Here is a 21,478-nt window from a genome sequence, read left to right as displayed (position 1 = left end):
CGCACGCCCGAGCACCACCGTGCGCGGCGCCCTCAACACCCAAGCCACCGGCATCAACCTGATCACGAAGGAGACCACCAAGTGACGTACCTCGCAGGCAAGATCGCGTTCGACATCAACGCCGGCGCCCCCAACAACGGCGAAGGCGAAGACCAAAAGGGCCGCGTCAAGCAAATGCGCGTTGGCCGCGACGTCTACCCCTATCTCGCACCCCAGGCCGTACGCCGCTGGCTGCGCGACAGCGTCCCCGCCTCCGAGCCCCGCTCCCGCGTCTTCCGCACCGGATCCGGACAAAAGCAGCAGGCATTCACCCAGGGCCGGCCCGACAAGTACCTGGACGACGACCTCTTCGGCTACATGGTCGCCCTCAAGGACAGCGAGCGGAAGAAGGACCCCGCCCTCCCCGAAACCTGCCAGCGCGACACCGTCCTCGCCACCGGCACCTTCGTCGCCGTCGTCCCCAACACCCCCACCATGGACTTCGGCACCATGACCCGCGGCTTCGACGCCGGCGATAACCCCGTCATCCACCAGCACGAGTTCTACACCGCCGTCTGCGCCGGCGACGTCCTCCTCGACCTGCCCCGCGTCGGTGTCTTCGAGACCGACGGCGGCGGCCTGAAGGTCGCCCTCGGCAAGACGGCCGCGCAGGAAGCCAAGGAAGCCGGCGCCACCGAGACCACCCTGCGCGGCACCGCCGCACTCGCCCTCCCCATCGAGGAGCGCCGCCGCCGCACTGCGCTCATCCTCCGCTCCCTCGCCACCATCCAGGGCGGCGCCAAGCACAACGCCCACTACGGCGACCGCACCCCCGCCTTCCTCGTCCTGGCCCCCATGAAGGGCGGCAACAACCCCTTCACCCGGCTGCTCCAGAACCAGCTCGGCAAGGTCACGTTCGCCACCACCACCCTCGAAGCCGAAATCACTGCCTGGGAAGACCAGCTCGATGGCCCCGTCCGCATCGGATGGGCCCCCGGCTTCCTCGCCGACCAGCGCGAGAAGGCCATCACCCACTTCGCCGGCAACGACCGCGTCACCATCGGCCACCCCCGCACCATCTTGACCACCCTCGCCGACGAGATCACCGACAAGCAGCACGACGACTGGTTCCAGGACGCCGAGTGACCGGCATCGAAGCCCTCGAAGCAACCATCACCGCGCCGGTCGCCTCCTTCCGCAATCCCCTCTACACCGGCGTACAGGTCACCCTCCCCTGCCCGCCGCCCTCCACCATCGGCGGCATGCTCGCAGCCGCTGCCGGCAGCTGGGACAAAATCCCCCACGACTTCCGGTTCGCCGCCGCCTTCCACGCCGAAGGGCGCGGCACCGACCTGGAGACCTACCACCCCCTGCCCACAGCCCGGAAACCCGGAAACTACGGACCCCAGAACCGCGAATTCCTCGCCTTCACCACCCTGACGATCTGGATCCTCGACAACCTCGACCAATGGGAACACCGCCTGCGCCGCCCCGTGTGGCCCATGCGCCTGGGCCGCTCCCAAGACCTCGCAGCCCTCACCACCCGCCGCACCACCCTCACCACCACCCCCGGTGAACAACACGGCGCCCTGATCACCGACCACCCGGCCGCCGGCGGAACCAGCCTGCGCGTGCCGACCGCGATCACCCTCGACCGAGGCCGCACCCTCTGGGGCTCCTACCGCTACGACCCCACCGGACACACCACCGCCACCGTCCCCAACAGCTACAGCACCCCCACCGGACAAGCCGTAGCCCTCCTGCCACCCACCCATCCGGCCACCGCCGAATCCGTCTGACGTGATGCAGCAAGGGTGGCGCCAGACACACCAACCCACGTGCCTGGCACCGCCCTTGCTGCCCAAGCCCCACGCCGCATGGAGCCTGATATGACAGACCTCCGCGACATCAACGCAAAGAGCGCCCGCGGAAACCGGCCCCCCGAACGACTCACCACGCATCTCGACCTCACCGAGAAAAGCGCGGCCCTCATCGAGCAGCGCACCGGCCGCATCGACGCCGCCCACACCGTCCTCCCCGACTTCTGGACCATCACGCGTCTGGCCTGCCTGTTCCACGACTGCGGCAAGATCAACTGCGAGTTCCAGCGCCAACTAGCCGAAAAGGGCTACTTCTGGGCTGAACGACACGAAGTGCTCTCCCTCGGGTACCTCCACCTCATCCCCGACTCCACCCACCGCACATGGGCCGCCGTCGGCATCGCCACCCACCACCGCGCCCTCACCGGAGAAAACGCACACAAGGCCACCCTCGCCACGCTCTACCAGGGCACCGACCTCACCGAATGGCGCGACCGCTTCGAACCCTTCTCCGCCGCTGTGGCCGAACAGCTCGCCCACTGGCTCCACGAAACCGCCACCCACCGCGGCTTGCCCACCAGCGCTCCCACCCCAGGCCGCAGCTATTGCGCCACCGCGCACACCGAATTCACGGCCTTCCTCGCCGCTTGGCGCCGTCGCACAAGCCCCGCCACCGGCCTTACCGCCGTCCTCCTTCAAGGCGCCGTCACCTACGCCGACCACCTCGCCTCAGCCCACGGCACCCTCAACATGGCCCAGCCCATGAACGCCGACTTCGCCCGCACCATCAGGGAAGCCTTCCCCCTCAAACCCCACCAGGAGCGCGCAGCGAAAACCTCCAACCACCTGGTCCTTCGCGCACGCACCGGCAGCGGAAAAACCGAAGCCTCCTGGCTCTGGTGCTGCCAGCAGGCAGCCCTCCTCCAAGCAGAAGGCCGTGGCATCCCCCGCGTCTTCTACACCCTGCCCTACCTCGCCAGCATCAACGCCATGACCACCCGCACCACCAAAAAGCTCGGCCGCGACGGGCTCGTCGGCCCCGACCACTCCCGCGCCGGCGACTACTGGCTCCAGCAGTTCTGCTGTCCCGACGACGACGAAACCACCCGCGTCCAAGCCGCCCGAGACGCCACCCACCGCAAAGCCGCCACCAAACTCTTCAAAGAAACCATCCGCATCACCACTCCCTACCAACTCCTGCGCGCCGCACTCGTCGGAGCCGCCTACTCCTCCCGGCTCATCGACGTAGCCAACTCCGTCTTCGTCTTCGACGAACTCCACGCCTACGACACCAAACGCCTCGGCTACATCCTCGCCATGATGCAAACCCTCGAAGAACTCGGCGGACGCATCGCCGTCCTGTCCGCCACCATGCCCGACGCCCTCACCACCCTCATCACCGACACCTTCACCGGCGACGTCACCTGCGACGACGACTCCGACAGCACCCAACAACCCCGCCACCGCATCGAAACCCGCAACCACCACATCACCGACCCCGCCGCCCTCACCGAAATCACCCACCGCATCCGCGCCGGCGAATCCGTCCTCGTCATCGCCAACAACGTCGCCCACGCCCAAGAGATCTACGACAACCTCACCGCCGCCCTCCCCGACCACGACGGAACTCTCCTGCACTCCCGCTACAAGCGCGGCCACCGCGGCACCGTCGAAAAAGCCATCACCGACCGTTACGGCACCGAGCAGACAAGGAACAAGACCCGCAAGGGCGGCTTCGTCGTCGCCACCCAAGTCGTCGAAGTCAGCCTCGACGTCGACTTCGACGTCCTCTTCACGGCCTGCGCCGACCTCGAAGCCCTCGCCCAACGCTTCGGCCGCATCAACCGCATCCGCGCCCGCGAAGCAGCACCCGTCATCATCCACACACCCCGCTTCAAGCAACGCCGCGGTCAACCCGGCCTCTACTGCGACGGCATCTACCCCCACGCCCCCGTATCCGAAGCCTGGACAATCCTCAACGAAAACGCAGGCAACGAAATCGACGAAAACGACATCACCCACTGGCTCAACCGCATCTACAACACCAACTGGGGCCACACATGGCGCCAAGAAGTCCTCCGCCACCGCGACGACTTCCACCGCGCCTTCCTCACCTTCAAACGCCCCTTCGACGCCCGCGACCAGCTCGAAGAACGATTCGACGAAATGTTTGACGGCCTCGAAGCAGTCATGGAAGACGACCTCAAGAAGTACAAGGAAGCCCTCCACCAGGACGTAGACGCCAACGGCAAACCAAGAATCTCCGGCCAGCTCCTCGCATCCGAATACCTCATCCCCCTCCCACACTGGGGAGCCGCGAAAGCCGCCTACAACACAGACCTCAAGGTCCACGTCATCCGGGGCGCATACAGCGACACCGACGGCCTCAAGGCAATCCACAACCCCGGCGGCGCTACCGGATACCAGCTCGACCAGCTCACATAGGCCCGGCCTCAGACCACAACTCCGCCGCATGAGACCATGAACTACAGCATCAACCGCTTGTAAGCGGACGTTACTTGAGAACTCCACACCTCTTATCGCCCCGTAGAGGGGCTACCGCCAAACGGAAGAACGTTGGCATCTCTCCGAGACTGCGAGAGCTCCCTCCCTGCACAGCCTTGCCCCGGCCCTCATCGCCCCTGCGAGGGGTATCAACGCGGCCTCCAGCACCCGCACGTGCCCGGCAGTCCAGCGTCCTCATCGCCCCTGCGAGGGATATCAACCAGTGCGCCCGGTAGCTCTCGCGCGACTCAGTACGGGTCCTCATCGCCCCTGCGCGGGTATCAACGAGCCGCCGCCACCGTGGCCGGCGCCGCTGTTGCTGGTCCTCATCGCCCATGCGAGGGGTATCAACCCTTATGGTCCGCATCCGGGACGGCGGGGGTGCGGCGGTCCTCATCGCCCTGCTGGGGTATCAACGTCAGGTAGCAGGTGACGAAGCTGGGGCGGTCGTTCGTCCTCATCGCCCCTGCGAGGGGCATCAACTCGGGGAGGTCCAGGCCCGCTGCGGCGTGGGTGAGGTCCTCATCGCCCCTGCGAGGGGTATCAACACGTGCATGTCCTCCCAAGAGCCGTACAGCGGCTGGTCCTCATCGCCCCTGCAAGGGGTATCAACCTGATGCTGCGCCGCTGAAGCGGGGTGGTTCGTGGTGGTCCTCATCGCCCCTGCGAGGGGTATCAACCCCACCGCCACGCCGTCCACCGGACAGCTGACGCCCGTGTCCTCATCGCCCCTATGAGGGGTATCAACTGTCGCTGACGACTTCACTCGCTCCGAACTCAATCGTCCTCATCGCCCCTGCGAGGGGTATCAACATCTCGTAGGCGTATGCCGCCCTGTACTTGTCAGGGTGTCCTCATCGCCCCTGCGAGGGGTATCAACATGTCAACGGCAACCGCGTCTGTACAGGCGGTGACGGTCCTCATCGCCCTGCGAGGGGTATCAACACGACGGCTGGGAGCTCACGGTCTACGTGGCGGACGTGTCCTCATCACCCCTGAGAGGGGCATCAACGCCGGGAGGGAGGGCGTACGGGACCTGATGGCTGCCGTCCTCATCGCCCCTCCGAGGGTTATCAACTGGCCCGCTGTGTCTGACCCAGATCGGACGCGTTCGCGTCCTCATCGCCCCTGCCAGGGGTATCAACGAGGGGGTGGTCTCGGAGTTTCCAAGGGTGCAGGTCGTCCTCATCGCCCCTGCGAGGGGTATCAACAGCACGCGCGGTGGGAGAGACCGCGCCACCACACCTGTACTCATCGCCCCTGGCAGGGGTACCAACAATACGGCCCACTGCACCAGTGCCGGGAGCGTTGCGGGGTCCTCATCGCCCCTGGCGGGGGTACCAACTAGATCGGCTCCCGGCCTTCGGTGACGCTGATGTCGCGTCCTGATCGCCCCTGCAAGGGGTATCAACGTGACGTAGGTAGTGCTGGTGGTGCTGGTCGTGGCCCGTCCTCATCGCCCCTGCGAGGAGTATCCCCTGCGAGGGGTATCAACCGTGGGGCCGAATCCGCACGGGACGGTTCACGGTGGTCCTCAAAGCCCTTGCGAGGGGTATCAACGCGGCGGGTCGGGTCTTGAGGGCGAGCGCGTGGCCGGTCTTCATCGCCCCTGTGAGGGGCATCAACAGAGCTGCTATGCATGCCGGCCGGACCATGAACTGGTCCTCATCGCCCCTACGAGTATCAAGCGGCATCTGCTATCGGCGGCAGCGTGGCGCTCGCCGGGTCCTCATCGCCCCTGCGAGAGGTATCAACGAGCCGCCACCACCGTGGCCGGCGCCGCTGTTGCTGGTCCTCATCGCCCCTGCGAGGGGTACCAACGACCGTCCGGATCCCCCACCGGTCGGTACGGCTCACGTCCTCATCGCCCCTGCGGGGGGGACCAACAGGACCTGTCTCCGACGTTGGAGGAGCTGCGCGTCGTGTCCTCATCGCCCCTGGGAGGGGTATCAACACGTGGACGGTGCAGCCCAGCGGCAGCCGGGCGTCCGCGCCCTTATCGCCCCTGAGAGAGGTACCAACTAGCCATGGACTACCTCAATGCCGTCGACCAGGAGCGTCCTCATCGCCCTTGGCGAGGGGTAACAACCTGATGGTGGTGCACAATGCCCCGGTGGCTGGTGGAGTCCTCATCGCCCATAGGCGGGGTATCAACGTATGGCTCACAGGGCGGTTCACTGCGCCAGCAGCCAGTCCTCATCGCCCCTGGAAGGGGTACCAACACGAAGCATGCGGCGCCGAGGATGTCGTCCCGCCACGTCTTCATCGTCCCTGGGAGGGGCCTCAACACGCCGACCTGCACCTTGGGTACGGCGGTGAGCAGCGTCCTCATTGCCACTGGGAGGGGTACCAACAGGCAGAGGTTCTTGGCCAATCCGCTGAGTGCGTCGAGTCCCCATCGCCCCTGGGAGGGGCATCAACTGATGGACGACCATGACCGTGCGGTGGCGACCAGCACGTCCTCATCGCCCCTGGGAGGAGTATCAGCGTGAGGGGGACATGGAGCAGGGAGAGGCCGTGGTCGAGTCCTCATCGTCCCTGGAAGGGGCACCGACCACCGAGCGTCCTGCTGTCGACATGGTGCCGGGCGTAGGATTCAGAACCTGCCGCATCACCCGGCCCGCCTCATCTGGTTACCGCGGGCGCCGCCCCCCTTCGCTCCGGACCCGATAGCCCCCACGCTGCACAAATCGTCCTCTCCCACGGCCGACTCGGGAACATAACAGCGGATCCCCGGTTACCGAAACCGGAGATCCGCCGCATCCTTAGAGGTCCACCGCCATTCCCTATCCGACACGTCGAGAGGCAGCACCACGACGACAGCTCATGACTGCACATCCGCCACGCGCGACCGCGCCGGCCGCTGGCCTGCTAGGCCGCGGCGTAGCTGAGGCGGAACAGGACCTGGGCCCGCTCCAAGTCCCGCTCCGTACGCAACTGCACCTCCAGGTCACCAGTGCCGTGGTGACCGAGCCCCGTCACGTCCCGGGTGAAGCCGGGAATGATGTCGACCTCCGTCGGGTCTGCCTTGAGGTAGACGAGGAGCTTGGTCTGCTGCGGCGGGCAGACACAGGCGAAGTTCCGAAGCCGCTGGTAGGCGGCGTACTGCTTGCGCTGGACACGGGTGATGCCGTCCGCGAGGCCGAGCAGGGTTTCGTCAACCGCCGCGGCCAGCTCAGCCAGGGCTCCGCCCTGCCTACGGGCAGGCGGCAGCCCGGCCACGCAGCGACGGGCCCTCGCGAGGGCAGGCATCTGCCCAGCAACGGAGGCCACGGTCTCAAGGCCGATGTGATCGGTACCGAAGAAGCGGTAGCGGACGAGGTCGATCAACCTGCGATGCTCACGCACAGCATGAACGTCGTAGCGGGTGAAGTCGCCGGCCACACAGATCAGCCTGGGTGCGCTCCACAGCACCTGGGACGCGGCCGTGACCCCGAGCCGGTCGCGGACCAAGTGCCGAAAGGCATCCTTGTGGTCCACCAGCCACGCCATGTAATACAGCCCCTGATGGATCACTCCCGCATCGGTGCCGCGCTTGAACTCCACGATGACGGGTGCGCCGTTCTCGTCGAGCCCCAGCGAATCGATCCGCCCACCGTGCACGGGCCCGGTGCTGTACTCGCTGGCCAGGAAACGCACGCCCAGCATCGTCTCCATGTGCGCCTCGACGAGGTCCTGCACATCCGCCTCGACCTCAGCAAGACGCGGCACGACCTCAGTCATACCGCCCGTCATGTCGAACAACTTCAGGCCCACCACGTTCCCTTCGCGATCTGAGTGCCAGAGGGGAACATAGCGAGCCTCGGGATTATTTCCCCGCCGAAGACTTCGCTTCTGACCTGCCATCAAGCAGGCGCCGGGCCTGAGCTGACCTACATACAACCTGCGCGTAAATCGCGGCTGTCGGAGAGACGCAGCGGCGACATCGGATCCCCGCGCATGTCCGGCTCGACCAGCGCCAGCAGGGTCGGCCGCAGCCACGGCCGACTCGGCGGCTTTCTTGCGCCCGCGCCGGGACGGCGGACCCGCACCAGCGGCACCTCGCCCGCCTCCAGATCGTCCACGCCCTTGCGGACCGTGGTCTCGCTACCCCGGCCGCCCGCGCGGCAACCCAGCGCGGCTGAGGCGCAGCGGCCATTGGTGAAGCCACCCAGGCTTGCGACGCAAGCCGCTCACCTGCGGAATTCAGCCAGGAGAGCGCTTTATTGCCAATCACAGGTAACCCAGGCACAGGGCTGCCGGGCTCCCACTACACATGAAGGCTGGGTGGACGCCGGCTGTCCTCGGAGCGAGGAGGGCCATAGTCGGGGGAGGTCTGGGCGATTTGCTGACGATCAACGTGGCGGTACTGCTCGCTGTCATCGTCATCCTGCGGCTGCGCCGCCGTACGGAGGCCAGAAGCCGGTTCGACGAGAAGCTGACCGTCGTCATCGTGCTAGCACTCGGGGTGCTCATCGCGCCGACAGCAGTAGGACAGGGCATCCTCGACTTCCTGACCCAGCTCGTGAACGGTCTCACGCGAGCCGGCCAGTGAGCGCCGCCGCGCACCTGGCCCGTTCTCAGCGCGCGAATTGCCAACAAAGCCGCCCGCGCCGCGAACAGGGAGCAGTAACCGGCGGGCGATCGCGCAACGCCCCGGGCTCACTCACGGCGAGCCCGCGCCGCACCACACAGCAAGTACCGAGCGCCTCACCCGGGGGAAGCATGGCCGCACCGGCACGACGACGCCGATCCACCCGTACCCACCGCCCCGCCACGAGGCCCCAGCGCCGCACTGTCCGGCGACGTAGGCGTGAGGCCGCAACCAGCCGCCTCGTCGCCGCCGCTATCGTCCTGGCAACTGTGATCGCCGCGATCCGCGAATACCCCGTCACCACAAGCGTCGTGGCCGCCCTCGCCTTCGCCGCGGCCATTCTCCTTCTCCTCATCCGCACCGGTCGCATCCAGCTGCCCACGCTACCTACCGCTGCCCGACCGGACTTCACCCACAGCATCGCCGCCTACCAGCACATGACCGGCACCCAGTTCGAGCACGCCATCGCCGACCTCGCCCGCCGCGACCCCTCCGTCCGCACCGCCACCGTCTCCGGCGGAGCCAACGACCGCGCCCTCGACGTCCTCCTCCACCTGACCGACGGCCGCCGCATCGCCGTCCAGTGCAAGCGCTACGCGCCATCGAACCGCGTCGGAGCACCCGTCATCTACGCTGTGAACGGCACCTACCGCGCCTACCACCGCTGTGACCAGGCCCTCATCATCACCACGAGTTCCTTCACCCCAGCCGCACAACGCGCCAACGCCGAACTGGACCATCCTCTACGCCTCGTCGACGGCCGTGCCCTCGGCCGCTGGGTCTCCGGAGGTCGCCCGCCGTGGGGTACCTAACCACAAGCTCCAGCTGCGCCAACCATTCGGGCAGCCTCGGCCTGGATCAATATCTCCATCAAGGTCGGATTCCTGATCACCGAGGCCGCCAAAGCCACCGTCTCCGGCAGTGCATCACCGCCGATGACGCACTGCCGCGCTGCCAGAGAAGCAGAAAGACAAGTGCTGCTCCTTCAGGTGACACTCAGCGCTCCACCGCACCAATCGATGCGAACGCGAGCGGACCGCCCTTCGCCGATCGGCGGGAGTACCGGCACGGACCGCACCTAAAACCTGCCGGACGCGTTCTGGATCGATATCACCGGGCGGAGCGGCTTTCCTGTTCCGGCTCCCGCCCACCCCCTCAGGAGAACAGGGTGAGCTGCTCGTCCTCCGGTGCTTGCGCGAGGCCGGGTTCCTCCGCGTATTCCGGGTCCACGTCTGCCGGTTCGGTGTCAGCGGCCTCCGCGATCACGCCCAGCGCCGCCGCTACTCGCTGGCCATTGGCGCTGCCTTTCACCTCGGCAGTGGCCGACTCCTGCTGGGAGGCTTCGTCGGCCTCGGCCTCTCCCTCAGCGACCGTCGGCAGTACGTAGTGTTGGGCGAGGCTCGCCAGGTGCAGGGGCAGCGGCAGCGAGAGTGCGTCCAGGTAGTCGGGGGCTTGGCGAAGCTGGTGCACCGCGAGGGCGAGGGCTTCGGGCGAGTCGCCGGCGTCCGGGTGGCAGCCCAGGACCGCGATTTCCACCAGCCCGGGGTTCCAGGCGGGGATGTGCGTGTCGATGGTGGGTTTGCCTTTGTTGGGGCCCTGACGCAGGGGGCGGGGGGCGATCTTGTCGGCCTCGACGGCGGAGTCTCGGAAGGTGCCCGCCTTGGGGGTGGTGCTGTAGAAGATCCGTCCTGAGGTCCGGACTGCGTCTTCGTCTTCCACCCACAGTCCCTGGGGCAAGCCGTTGACCTCGCCGGGAGCGGCGTTGCCCCACCACTGGGGGGTCTCCCGACCCGCTGCGGTACGTACGCGGATCAACCGGAGATCGGGGTCGAGTCCCACCGGTTGCGCGTGCCCGGTCTTGATCAGGTCTCGTTCGGTTCGGCCGTCCTGGAGCCAGGGCCAGTGCAACCGGCTGTTTTGAGAATGGGTCAGCAGGGCGGTGGGCCGGCCGCGGAGAGAGCGGACCATCTTCTGGAGGTAGCGGGCGGTGGCCCTGCGCTGCTCGTCCATGTTCTGTTGCCAGACGCGGTACTTCGAGCGCTGCCGGGGTACGGCAGCGGCGGCTTCGGTGTCCGTGGGCGTCCCGCTCTCGGTCTCCGTGGGTTCGCTCACCTCCGGAATTTCCGCTGTCTTGACCAGGCCGAGCAGAAAATGAGGGTAGGGGATCCAGCGTCCCGTCCGCTCGTCCCAGCCGGTGACCGCCGCCAGGCCGCTGCCCGGTGCGAGCGGCGTGACCATGACGGCCACCGGGGTGTGGCGGGGAAGCCGTGTGGGGCCGTCCTTGCGTCGCTTGACCATGTACGTGGCGACGTAGCGCAGGTCCTCGGGAATCTCCTCGCCGAGCGTGTGCTCGGGCAGAACGCGGACGCCGTACTGGCGCAGGGCGTCCTCCCATCCCGAACGGACCCGGTGCGAGAGGTTCTTCTCGGTGTTGTGTCCCTTGGCCTTCTTGGGGACGAGCGCGAATTGCGTGAGCACGCCCGCGTCCGCGCAGCCCAGCCGGAGCGCGTACTTGGGGTCGTCCAGACGGTGGGCGAAGTCCTGTTGGCGGTCGATCTCCACGAGTGCGAAGCCGGGGTGGAGCGGGTCGGCTCCGTCGTCGGTGAGGAATGCCTCGGCCGCCTTCCTCCGGGTATTGATGCCGGCTTCCAGGGCTTTGCCCCTTGGCCGCGCTTTGGGGTCGATGCCCAGGGTGTCGGTGATTCCGCCGGTGGTGCGCATGCAGCGGAGGCGGAGGGTGAGTTCCGGGGACTTCCATTCGAGGATGACCGGGCTTCCGGGCGTAGCCAGCTCGTACACTTCCTCGGCGGTGGCGGGCTCTGGACGGCCTCCGTCGCCGTCCAGCCCGAGGACATCGGCGAGGGCCTCGATGGCTGCATCCCGGAAGGAAGGGCTCTGCCATAGCAGTCGCGCTTCGACGAGGCGCGCGTCTCCCCTTCCCTCGATCGCCTCGGCGGGGTCCTGTCCCTCGTTGATCCTGGCTGCCACCGCGAGTGCGGTTCGGCGGGCGAGGGCTTCGCGTTCCGCTTCGGCGGCCTTCTCCGCTGCCTTGGGCTTGGGTCGGACGTTGGCGGGGGCACTGCTGCCGACGCTGGCTCGGCTGAGGGAGGGGACCCGGCGCATCTGCTCGGGCAGCGCCTGTTCGGCCCACTCGACGATCTGTGAACGTTGGTGCGACATGAGGCCGGCACCGATGCCATGAGCACCCATGTGTGTGCTGTGGACGACCGAGGCGCGGGTGCCCTCCCCGTCGCCGATCCACTCCTCGGGTTCGGTGAGCAGGCTGACCGGGTCGGGGAAGGGGCGATTGAGCGTCAGCCTGCCGAGGATCTGGGCGGGTCCGTTGTTCTTCCAGGCGTAGCCCTGAGTGCCGCGGTCCCAGGTCAGGCGCGCCACCGCGTAGCGGTTGCTGGTGGGCGTTCCGGGCAGCCAGGGGATGCCGGGCAGTAGATAGACAGAGGTGTCGCGGCCGTACGGCAGCCGCAGCCGCTGGTTCTTCGTGTCGAGGCGAGTCGCCCAGCGGCGTACTCCGGTGTGCAGGTGGAGACGGGGTCGGGGGTCGAAGGGGACGGTGTGCAGTGAAATGTTGATCACGACGGAGAACCACCACTCTCGCCCCTTGACCACGTGCGAGAGAGGCTGTGAGAGGAGCTCCGCTCCTTGCTGGCGCGGGCCTCGCGGCACGGCGCGGAAGTGCAGGCTGCCGGCGCTGTGTTCGTAGGGGCCGAGAGCGAGGATGCGCCGGGCCAGGGCATCGGTTGCGAGTTGGTACTGCCGGTCGCGCGGGGCCGCGGTTCCGCCGTCGGTCGTGGGGCAGCCGAGGAGGTCAACGGTGACGTCCTGCCACTGCGGCGGGCAGGCGCGCAGCTCGGTGTACGTGTCCAGGACTGCGCGGTGGTGCTCGGGTTCGGGGCGGAGGTCCTGGAGCCAGGCTCCATTGAGCCGGTCAAGGGTGTCAGCGGGAAGGGGGTGTGGGACGTCGTATGGGGCGTAGAGCCAGAAGTCCTCGGCCAGCTGGTGCGGGTCGCGGGGGCGGCCTCGGACGATCAGATCGGGGGCGAGGGTCTGCAGGACTCCGTTGAAGCGGGCGACGGGCGCGGTGCGGTACGGCTCGGCCTTGGGAGCGCGGCCGAGGTTGCAGAGTTCCAGGACGCTCTCGTGCCACTGCTCAGGAGAGGGCAGCGCGCGGTAACGGGCGGTCCAGGGAGCAGCGTCGGGCTTGAGGAGGTAGGCGGCCCGGCTGGTGTCGCGGTATTTGGCGGCCATGGTCTTCACAGTCTCCTTGCTGTTTCTCGGCGGTCAGTTTCCAGTGCTCAGGCCGCACAGGGCGTCGTAGAGCGGGTGGTAGAGCGTGCGTACCAGGGCGGGGTCTGCGGGGTCGGGAAACGATTCGGGGGCGGTCTCGTCGTCGAAGTAGGGCGCGAGGACGTGACGAAGTTTGATGAGCAGACCGTCGTCGTTGCGCCGGCGTCCGCTGCGGGTCGCCGCCGCGGGCGGGGCCCCGGCTTCGGCGAGGGCGGGGGCGAAGGCCGCGTCGACGAACACCACACGCGCCGGCACTCCGCCTCGTACGAGACGGCCGATGACCTGCCAGATGGTGACGAGCTGGTCCCAGGCGAAGGACGTCTTCTCCGCGTCGCTGAGCCGGGAGTAGATGTAGCGGCGGGACAGCAGGCGGCGCCATTCCTTCCGGGCTGCGAGGCGGAAGCCAAGCCCGGCGGCGTCCAGGTTGGTCGCGTCGGCCACCAGCTTGCCGAAGGTTCCCGCTTCGGGATCCGGCTGGTCGCGGACGAACCTGGTGACCCAGTCGTTGACGGCGAAGACGGCCAGCGAGAGGTCGTCGGGGCGCGGGTGGGGACGGGCGAGGAAGAGCACGGTCCCGAAGGCTGCCTTGTGGCTCTGGTTGAGGATGTTGTGACCGCGCTCGATCGCCATCAGGGGGGCAACCAGGACTTCAGCGTCCTCGTCCTTGGCGAAGGCAGCCAGGTCACCACGACGTACGGCGGAGGCGCCGGTGAAGTCGCCGGTGGCCGTGTCGCCAGGCCCGGTGTGGTCCAGCTCTGCCTTGTCAGAGGCCAGCACGCGGACCTTTCCGCGCCAGCGCGGCATGCGTTCCAGGAGGTCGGCGGCGATCCTGGCGTCCTGGTAGCTGCCGACCAGGAGCAGTGCCCGTCGGCGTTCACCGTCCTCGATCCGCCGCAGTTCCCTGTCGAGGCGTGATGTGCTGCCCGGGGCTGACTTCCCGAGCTGGGTGACCATCTGGGCCAGGACCCGTTCACGGGTGTCGAGTTTGGCTCCGGAGAGCGTGAGCGGGGCTCCTTCGCCGTCGTAGAGGAACAGCGTGGTGAAGCGGGTCCGCCGGATGGAGTCGACGGCGGCCTGGTGGGGTTTGAGGATCGCTTTGACGGGGGCCATGACGTGTGCACGGGTCGATGTCCCGGCCCAGCTGGTGCCGGACATGAGCAGCACGTGCGGTCCGGGCCGGCCCGCGGCGGAGTCGGCTCCCAGTGCGGGAAGGTTGAGCAGAAGCTCCCGGCCTACGCCGGCGCACCGGAAGAAGCGGAGGGTGCCGCTGCGCTGTTCGTCGCCGTCCGGGCCTCGCTCCGAGTCTTCGGGAAGATACTGGAACCCGAGGACATTTCCCATCGGGGCTTCCGGCACTACCGGTGCGTAGTCCAGGGGCGGTCTGCGGGACAGTTCGTTATCGGCGGTGTCCAGGTGGAGGGCCGCCTCGGCCTGCGGCCACAGGAAGGTGACGCGTTCGAGGCGCTGATGCAGTGCGGCCAGTACCAGGGTGAACTCAAGGCGCCGTGCCTCCCGCTCCAGCCAGGGTTCAGTCCCCCAGGTATCCACGGGATCCCGGGCGGGTTTCCCCGGCTCGGGGGCCTCTTGGCGCAGTGCACCGTCCAACAGGGGCGACCCGGCGAGCAGGGTGTCGAGAACGGAGCGAACGCGTTGGCTGGTCGCAGTCTGGTCGAGGTTGTGCAGGAGATCTCCGGCCCTGCGGATCAGGGTGTCTGTGAGGTCGTTGTGCGGGCCGCGATCACCGAGCGGGTCGTCGCGGAAGGCGTCGAGGGCCTCGGTCACTGCGCTGCGGCGGGTATCCCAGGGCTCTGTACCAGGAGTGCGCGGCATGGATGCGGGATCGTCAGGCCCCTCGTCGGAGTCGTACACCTCGACGTCGGACGAGATGCCGTCAGGAAGGGATCCGTCGGCACGCAGGCGGGGGTACCACGTATTGACGAGCTTCTCTTGGAGCGTCCAGGCGCTGAAGTACTCGATGTCCGCCCACTGACGGAGGTCGTCGTCGGTGATCAGCCTGCGATAGAGGCGATTGGCAGCGATGTGGACGATGTCCAGGGAAGCCGACCAGCGTTCGACATCGCGCGCCGAGAGGGGCAAGCGGCCCTGCCGGGCCAGTTCATCGATCTTGTGGATGCCGAGTCGGTCGAGCCAGGATTCCGGACCACGCACGATCAGCGTCGCTGACGGGGCGAAGGCGGTGTCGAGCTGCATCTGTACGCGGTCTGCTTCGTCGACGATGACGATGTCGCTGCGTAGGCAGGCGAGTTCGAGGTGCCTGAGACGTTCGGCGTTGAGGTGGTTCGGGACGGCGCTCTGCAGCAGGCTGGCCGGGTTGGCCACCCAGATCAGGGCGTCGACCAGCTCTCGGTCGGTGGCGTGCCGAGGGCAGACGCTCCACACCGGACAGCCGTGGTCGGACCGGGAAGTCTCAGGCTCCACTCCCCTGGTGCTCTCCTCCGTGTGCCCTTCTGACGCGTCGTGCCGGTACACGGGCATCGCGATGTCCCCGACGGCAGTTGGACCGGGCTTCTTGACCGGGCGCAGTTCCGTGCAGGGGGCGTCGAGATAGCGCAGGGGTTCGACCGCTTCCAGTCCGCGCTGCGCGTCGAGGACGCATACCGTGCTCAGGTCGTCGAAGGCCGGATCGTCATGCTGAAGCAGGGAGGCTTGGCCGCGTGCGGCGAGTCGGCGGTGCAGCCGGGATGCGTGCTGCTCGCGGGTGGTGCCGCCAATGACAGGAGCGGCCTTCAGCCCCAGGTCCCGGAACTGGCCGACCAGGGTGAGCTGTTCGGCGACATCGCCGACGACCAGAGTGGTGCGCAACCCCTTACGTGCGCCCCACACGGCGATGAGATTCATCAGGGTGCTCTTCCCCGCGCCCACCATGCCGACCAGGTGGAGCAGCTGGTCCAGGCGCAGCACGCTCGTCTTCTCGAAGTGCAGCCCATCGGCGGCCAGGACGTCGAGTTGCAGGTCCTCCAGGCGTTGCACCCATTTCCCGGAGGGGAGGCCGCCAGCGATCTCGGCTTCCTCCATCCAGCGTGCGGTTTCGGCGAGTTCGGCCAGGGGGATGTCCAGGGGCCGGCCCGCGGTCCCCGGGACCCGGCTCAGGTCGTGGCCGGTCGCCGGTGGAAAGCACAACTGCTCGGGGATGGTCACGGAGGCCGGCCGGTGCCGCTCGGTGAACCGGGCCTGGCCCGCCGGGGCAGGCTGCAGCACGCGCTGATCGAAGCCCGGAAGTCGGGACAGCGCGCGCTCGAACCTGTCGAAGCGGTCTCCTGCGACAGTCGGCTCGACCCGGCGCGCCGGCCCTCCTCCCTCTGGCAGCCGGTATCCGCGGAGCCGTTCGGGCAGCTGGGCATACGTCTCCAGGCACTGGTGCCACATGCGGCGACGACGCAGCTTCCACAGCAGGTGGCGTGCAACGTCCAGCTGGGCGCTGTGTGCCGGTGTGGTCGCGATGCCCGCGGCCACGGCAAAGGGGTAGCCGCCCAGGAGGGTGTAGACACCATGGGCATCGCGGGACGGGTCGAGACTCTCGATCAGGTAGAGGCCGAGTTCCACCTGGCAGAGCAGGGAGGGGTTTACGTCCTGGTGTTCCTGGGGCCAGACCGGTTCCAGGGCTTTGGCCAGTGGCTGGTACCACTCGCTGCTGTTACGCACGGGGGGATCCGTTCGTCGGTGCGGAGTCCGTCAAGTGGGGCCCGCCTGCCCCGCGGAGCCGGGCGGTGGCGAGTGCGACGAGTCGGTCGTCGGTGACCAGGGGCAGGCCCTCGGCGGAGCCGGGGCGGTTGCGCCGATACGTGCCGAGGTAGTCGCGGTGGGCTTCGGCCTGTTCGCGGGGGACCACCCAGCACGACTCGTCGTAGGGCGGCTCTGGGCGGACGGGTTTCGCGGACCGGCCGAGCAGGCCGGGATGCTTCCAGTCCTTGACGTCGATGGCCCAGACGTGTCCGTCGGGGAAGGTCACGCGCAAGTCGTAGGCGTCGAAGCCGGGCCAGAGTTGAACCTCGAGCCCTAGCGCGCTCAGCCGGGCCTCCAGTTCGACCTCGGCACGTCCCGGGCTGGTGACGAACTGCCTCAGTGGTCGCATCAGTTGCAGCAGTCCGGCCGCGTCGGCTCCGGACAGGGTCCGTCCGTGCGGCGGCGCGCCCCGGCGCCGGCACCGGTCTCGCTCACACCACCATGCGCCGCCAGCGACCGGCGTGAGCAAGGTCAGGCAGCGACCGCAGGTGACGTAGGCTCCCTCGAATTCATAGGAGGCCGGGACCGCCGTGTAGCACTGGTCCAGGAGTTCTTGTACGGGGGCGAGGAACAGGTCGGTATCGGTCTCGAACCTTTCCACTCCGGTGAGCACCGGGCGTTCGGCCAGGAGCCTGCGGAAGGCTACGTAGGACTCGGGCGACGACGCCTTGCGGCACAGACGCATCGCCGTGTGGATGACCTCCCGGTCGAATTGCGCGGCGCCGGCGTCCTTGCCTCTGATCCACCACTCGTGGCACAGCTGGGTGGGGACCAGCGCCTCGGGGTCCACCAGGTAGTCATCCGGTCCAAAGGCATCCGGCGGCAGGTCGAGGGGCCAGTCCTCCAAGGGGCGGCTGTGGCACCAGAAGAGCAGTTCCGGCAGGCTGCGGGGGATCTCCTCGACGCCCCTGAGGAGGCAGGCGAGGACGGTCCGATCGAGAGCGCGCTGAGCTTCGGCCGGATAGGGCAGCCTGAAGGAGGAGAGCGACCCGAGGTCGGCGAGCTGGATCACCGCGCCGGCCAGCGTACGGACGAGACGTACGTCGGGGAAGTCGAGCCAGTCGCCGCGCTGGGCGGCGTGGGCATCAGAGGCGGTGGTCATCGGGCTCCTGCTCCGTCGTGGCGAGATGTTCGATGCCCGGCTGGCACCATTCGAGGGCTTCGCAGCTGCCGCAGTGCCGGCCTGGATCGGTCGGGTAGTCCTGATCCCGAGCCCAGGGCTGGGCGAGTTGCGCGATCACTTCTCTCGCTTCGTCGACGGTCCTCGGGCGCGAGGGGTCCAGCTCCTCAAAGGTCACGTCGTCGGTGTGCAGCAGTTCGAGCTCCACCCTGGAGCGCGCCACGGCACCGCCCAGGACGCCGGCGGCCAGCATCAGTACGCCGAGCGCCAGCTGGGGGTAGTGCTTCAACAGCGACTCCCCTTCATAGAGGTACCTGCTCGCAGTCTTGGTCTCCCGCCAGATCCAGCCCCCACGACGGGTGTGGAGCAGATCGGGGGTGGCTATCAGGACGAGATCGAGTTCGGGGTCGTAGCAGACCGCCTGGTACTGGACACGCACCTCTTCCCCCGGGGCGAGACCGTCCAACGGGCAGTAGAAGGCGTGCTGTTCGAGCATGGCGGCGCCGTCGAGCGCTTCCTTACCGCTCAGGTGCAGGCCGCCCGCGCCCCAGGACGCAGGGTCCGCCGGGCCAAGGAGCTCCTCACAGCTCCGGTAGGGCGTGCTGCCGTGCCGCTGGTTCAGGACTTCGTCGACCACGCGGCCGCGTCGCACTTCCGGGCTCTCGGGATTCGAGGAGCGCAGTTTGAGCTGCCGCGTCGCGTGGTATTTCGCGGGGCAGTCCCGGTAGGCGCGCAGATCGGTAACCGAGACGCTGCGCCTGGGTCGCCGGCGCTCCGGCGGCGTGATCCTCAGCAGTTGCGGGCTGTGCGTGAGGGCCTCGCAGCCAGTTAGCGCCTTGCAGTCGACGCAGCCGGTTCCAGGGCGGGTCCCGGTGCCGTCGATGGCCCGGCGTAATGCGGGCCATCCCTCCGCCGTGAAATGCTGCCGCGCCTCCTGCCTGTTCCAGTCGAGCAGCTCGTTGTGGTTGCCGTCTCCACAGCCGAATTCGATGACCCGGACTTGCTCGGGCAGGGCGGTGCGGTGCTGCGGGAGTTCGTCGAAGGGGATCGGAGTGTGCCGCTTCCGCCACCCTCTGCCCGCCGGCCGCCCTCTTGCCGCGACGTACGCGGCTGCGGCCTTTTCCCCTTCGGGGCGGTCTTCCTTGGCGGCGCCGAAGGTGAGCAGCCACAGTTCCCTGGTGGAGCCGTCGAGGGCCGCGTAGCGGCGTCCCCAGGCGGTCATCTCGTAGGTGTCCGCGCCCCGGGCGTCGACCGGCCCGGGGTCCTTGCCGACCACCCATGTGTCACGGACCGGGACGGTGAGCGGGAGGCCGGCGGCCTGGCGGGCGTGCTGGTCCGCCGCCCGGGCCGCCAGATAGCGCCGGACCGCCTCGGCCGACCAGGACAGCAGTATGGGGTGCGCTTCACGGCGGCGGTAGAGCCCGAAAGTCCCCTCCGTGCGCCGGAGTTCTCCGATCACCCACTCCGGATCGTTGCGATCGTGTTCAATGAGGTCGAGCGCGTCCATGAAGACCTTGAGCGTGAAGTCCTGGAATTTTTCGCTGAGTTCCGGAGGTTCGGGATCGGCAATCAGCATCGGGCGGGCGTCGCTGGCGCGTTTCGTGGGGCAGTCCCGGGGGTCGAGCCGCGCCGCACCGAGGTTCGTGCGCACCAGCTTGATGTCACCCCTTGTCCCGGCGGGGCGCAGCCAACTGCTCATAGCTCCTCCAAGCGGTATGGCAGGACAGCCCGTTGCGACACGGCAGAGGACGGCGCACCGGGTTGCAGGCGTCTCCAGCATGACACACGAGAGCTGTGAACTAAGTCCATGCACAAAGCTTCCATGGATCGCTTTACACTGGACGCCTCCGCCACGCAACGGTCCGGCGGAACCGGAAGCCCGCCAGCGTCGCGCCTCTCCTGCGTGTCGGACGCGGGACGTTTCAGAGGCAAGGGGCGGCATGCAGAAGGACGACGTGCTGGGCGGCCGGTACAAACTGCTCAAGCATCTGGGCAGCGGCGGTATGGCCGTGGTCTGGCAGGCGAAAGACCTGCGGGGCGAGAAGCTGGTGGCCGTCAAGTGCCTGCGCACAAAAAGCGATCTCCTGGACTCACTCGACGAAGACGAGGCACACGACGAACTGCGGCGCATGCGTGGCCGCTTCCGGCGTGAGGGCGCCCTGCTTGGACGGCTGTGCAACAGGAGCATTCCCGAGCTGTACGACCAGGGCACCCACGGCTCCGAGCCCTACCTCGTGATGCGCTTCGTCGCCGGCAAGCCCCTCCACCGCTTCCTGGACCAGTACACCCCCACCATCGAGGTCGGCGCGGCCATCGGGGTCCAGATCGCCGAGGCGCTGGCCTGCGCCCACGACCTGCCAGTGGTGCACCGCGACCTCAAGCCGTACAACTTGATCATCGACGAGAACGGCGTGGTCGTCCTCATCGACTTCGGCATCGCCAAGCCGCTCTGGCCCGGCGTCACGGACTACACACAGCACGGTTCCACCGTAGGCAGCAGGGGGTACGAGGCCCCGGAGCAGATCCTGGAACGCCAGATCACCCCGAAGACCGACTTGTACGCACTGGGCTGCGTCCTCTACCACCTGCTGACCGGCCACCCGCCGTTCTCCGGGGACGGCCTGAAGGACCAGCATGTGCATGCCGCGCCGATCCCGCCCACCTGTCACATCGGGCACATCCCGGCGGAGCTGGAGGAGCTGGTCCTGAAGTTGCTGGCGAAGGAGCCGGAGGGCCGGCCGGAGGACGCTCGCGCGGTCGCGGAGGTGCTGCGGAAGTACGCACCCTGCCCGGGTGACGCCGCCCCTTCCCCTCGGCTGGAGCCGGACCCTACGCGTCCGTTGCGCTTGCCGGACGAGTACGACCTGCCCGCCGCGCCCGCGCCCCCGGCGGCCGTGGCCAGTCCGAGCAGGAGGCACCGCGGTTCCGGGTTCCTCAGTCGCCGGATGTTTCAGGAAGTCGCCGCCAAGGCCGAGACCGAGATCGATTCCGGTGAACCCGCGAGCGCGGTGGACAAGCTGGTGGAGCTGTTGCCCGCCGCCCGCCGGGACTGGGGCGTCTTCGACCCGCGGGTCCGGGCGGCCTTGCGCGTGGCCGCGAACGGCATGCGCGTCGCCGGGCGTTGCAAGGAGGCGATCGCACTCTACGAGGCTCTGGCCCTGCGGGCTGAGGGCAGTGCGAGCCCGGACGATCTGGCCGACTACCTGGAAGGCACTCTCGGCGCGGCGGAGTGCCGTATCCCCTTCGGTGACCTGCTCCCCGCCGCAGCAGCGCGGGCCATGGTGCTGGAAGAGTTGCCCCGCGTCACAGGCCCTCGCGCCCAAGTGCTGGCCGAGCGGTGCCACGAGGTCGGCATCGAGCTCGAGGAGCTGAGCTTCGAGGCGTAGGCGGACAGCCCGGCGCAGGTGCCTCCTCCGCGCTCGCCTCGGTGAC

At 68.0% G+C, this 21,478-nt stretch carries 11 protein-coding genes and 1 pseudogene; 6 read left to right on the top strand and 6 right to left on the bottom strand.

What is annotated here, in order from left to right:
- Positions 1–81: 81 nt before the first annotated feature.
- From cas7i to cas3, 3 genes are all read left to right on the top strand, one after another.
- The gene (gene cas7i, locus AB0C46_RS25210) at positions 82–1,125 is read left to right on the top strand and encodes a type I-B CRISPR-associated protein Cas7/Cst2/DevR (RefSeq protein ID WP_362830465.1); all 1,044 of its coding nucleotides are present in this window, start codon (positions 82–84) and stop codon (positions 1,123–1,125) included.
- Positions 1,122–1,778 (top strand): CRISPR-associated protein Cas5, encoded by a 657-nt coding sequence (gene cas5 / locus AB0C46_RS25205; RefSeq protein WP_362830464.1) that lies wholly within the window; start codon positions 1,122–1,124, stop codon positions 1,776–1,778. Before cas7i ends, cas5 begins: the two co-directional genes overlap by 4 nt.
- Positions 1,779–1,868: 90 nt before the next feature.
- On the top strand, positions 1,869–4,244 hold the full coding sequence (gene cas3 / locus AB0C46_RS25200) for a CRISPR-associated helicase Cas3' (protein WP_362830462.1): 2,376 nt from the start codon (positions 1,869–1,871) through the stop codon (positions 4,242–4,244).
- Positions 4,245–7,175: 2,931 nt separating this feature from the next.
- On the opposite strand, the gene AB0C46_RS25195 is transcribed toward cas3, so the two are convergent.
- Together AB0C46_RS25195 and AB0C46_RS25190 are read right to left on the bottom strand one after the other, a co-directional pair.
- Positions 7,176–8,063, bottom strand: coding sequence for a DUF5655 domain-containing protein (locus AB0C46_RS25195; RefSeq protein WP_362830461.1), 888 nt, complete (start codon positions 8,061–8,063; stop codon positions 7,176–7,178).
- A gap of 152 nt (positions 8,064–8,215) precedes the next feature.
- Positions 8,216–8,392, bottom strand: a pseudogene (locus AB0C46_RS25190) (ISAzo13 family transposase); the annotation flags it as partial.
- 236 nt (positions 8,393–8,628) lie between these two features.
- On the opposite strand from AB0C46_RS25190, the gene AB0C46_RS25185 reads away from it, so the two are divergent.
- Together AB0C46_RS25185 and AB0C46_RS25180 are read left to right on the top strand one after the other, a co-directional pair.
- Positions 8,629–8,838, top strand: coding sequence for a hypothetical protein (locus tag AB0C46_RS25185; RefSeq protein ID WP_362830460.1), 210 nt, complete (start codon positions 8,629–8,631; stop codon positions 8,836–8,838).
- A gap of 308 nt (positions 8,839–9,146) precedes the next feature.
- Entirely contained in the window at positions 9,147–9,689 is a 543-nt protein-coding gene (locus AB0C46_RS25180; protein WP_362830459.1) for a restriction endonuclease, read from the top strand.
- 343 nt (positions 9,690–10,032) lie between these two features.
- Here the strand turns inward: AB0C46_RS25180 and AB0C46_RS25175 are convergent, their stop codons facing one another.
- Genes AB0C46_RS25175 through AB0C46_RS25160 form a run of 4 tightly spaced genes read right to left on the bottom strand, consistent with a single transcriptional unit; the run spans position 10,033 to position 19,745 of the window.
- Positions 10,033–13,143: a DUF3962 domain-containing protein gene (locus tag AB0C46_RS25175; protein WP_362830458.1), complete on the bottom strand. Its 3,111-nt coding sequence runs from the start codon at positions 13,141–13,143 to the stop codon at positions 10,033–10,035.
- A 33-nt stretch (positions 13,144–13,176) separates the two neighbouring features.
- On the bottom strand, positions 13,177–16,845 hold the full coding sequence (locus AB0C46_RS25170; RefSeq protein WP_362830457.1) for a hypothetical protein: 3,669 nt from the start codon (positions 16,843–16,845) through the stop codon (positions 13,177–13,179).
- Positions 16,838–18,028 carry a hypothetical protein gene (locus AB0C46_RS25165; protein WP_362830456.1) on the bottom strand — a complete coding sequence of 397 codons (1,191 nt, stop codon included), beginning with the start codon at positions 18,026–18,028 and terminating at the stop codon, positions 16,838–16,840. The genes AB0C46_RS25170 and AB0C46_RS25165 overlap by 8 nt, the downstream gene beginning before the upstream one ends.
- On the bottom strand, positions 18,012–19,745 hold the full coding sequence (locus AB0C46_RS25160) for a PD-(D/E)XK nuclease family protein (RefSeq protein WP_362830455.1): 1,734 nt from the start codon (positions 19,743–19,745) through the stop codon (positions 18,012–18,014). Before AB0C46_RS25160 ends, AB0C46_RS25165 begins: the two co-directional genes overlap by 17 nt.
- A 241-nt stretch (positions 19,746–19,986) precedes the next feature.
- On the opposite strand from AB0C46_RS25160, the gene AB0C46_RS25155 reads away from it, so the two are divergent.
- A complete protein-coding gene (locus tag AB0C46_RS25155; protein WP_362830454.1) occupies positions 19,987–21,432 on the top strand; it encodes a serine/threonine-protein kinase in 1,446 nt (481 codons plus the stop codon).
- Positions 21,433–21,478: the final 46 nt, after the last annotated feature.

The organism is Streptomyces sp. NPDC048637 (assembly GCF_040650675.1).
Taxonomy (GTDB): Bacteria; Actinomycetota; Actinomycetes; order Streptomycetales; family Streptomycetaceae; genus Streptomyces.
This window is presented reverse-complemented; position numbering and strand designations above follow the sequence as displayed.

What these genes read in the sequence shown, in the direction of transcription:
- cas3 (WP_362830462.1), top strand. Translation starts at nt 1,869, where the DNA reads ATGACAGACCTCCGCGACATCAACGCAAAGAGCGCCCGCGGAAACCGG.
- AB0C46_RS25175 (WP_362830458.1), bottom strand. Translation starts at nt 13,143, where the DNA reads ATGGCCGCCAAATACCGCGACACCAGCCGGGCCGCCTACCTCCTCAAG.
- AB0C46_RS25165 (WP_362830456.1), bottom strand. Translation starts at nt 18,028, where the DNA reads ATGACCACCGCCTCTGATGCCCACGCCGCCCAGCGCGGCGACTGGCTC.
- AB0C46_RS25160 (WP_362830455.1), bottom strand. Translation starts at nt 19,745, where the DNA reads ATGAGCAGTTGGCTGCGCCCCGCCGGGACAAGGGGTGACATCAAGCTG.
- AB0C46_RS25155 (WP_362830454.1), top strand. Translation starts at nt 19,987, where the DNA reads ATGCAGAAGGACGACGTGCTGGGCGGCCGGTACAAACTGCTCAAGCAT.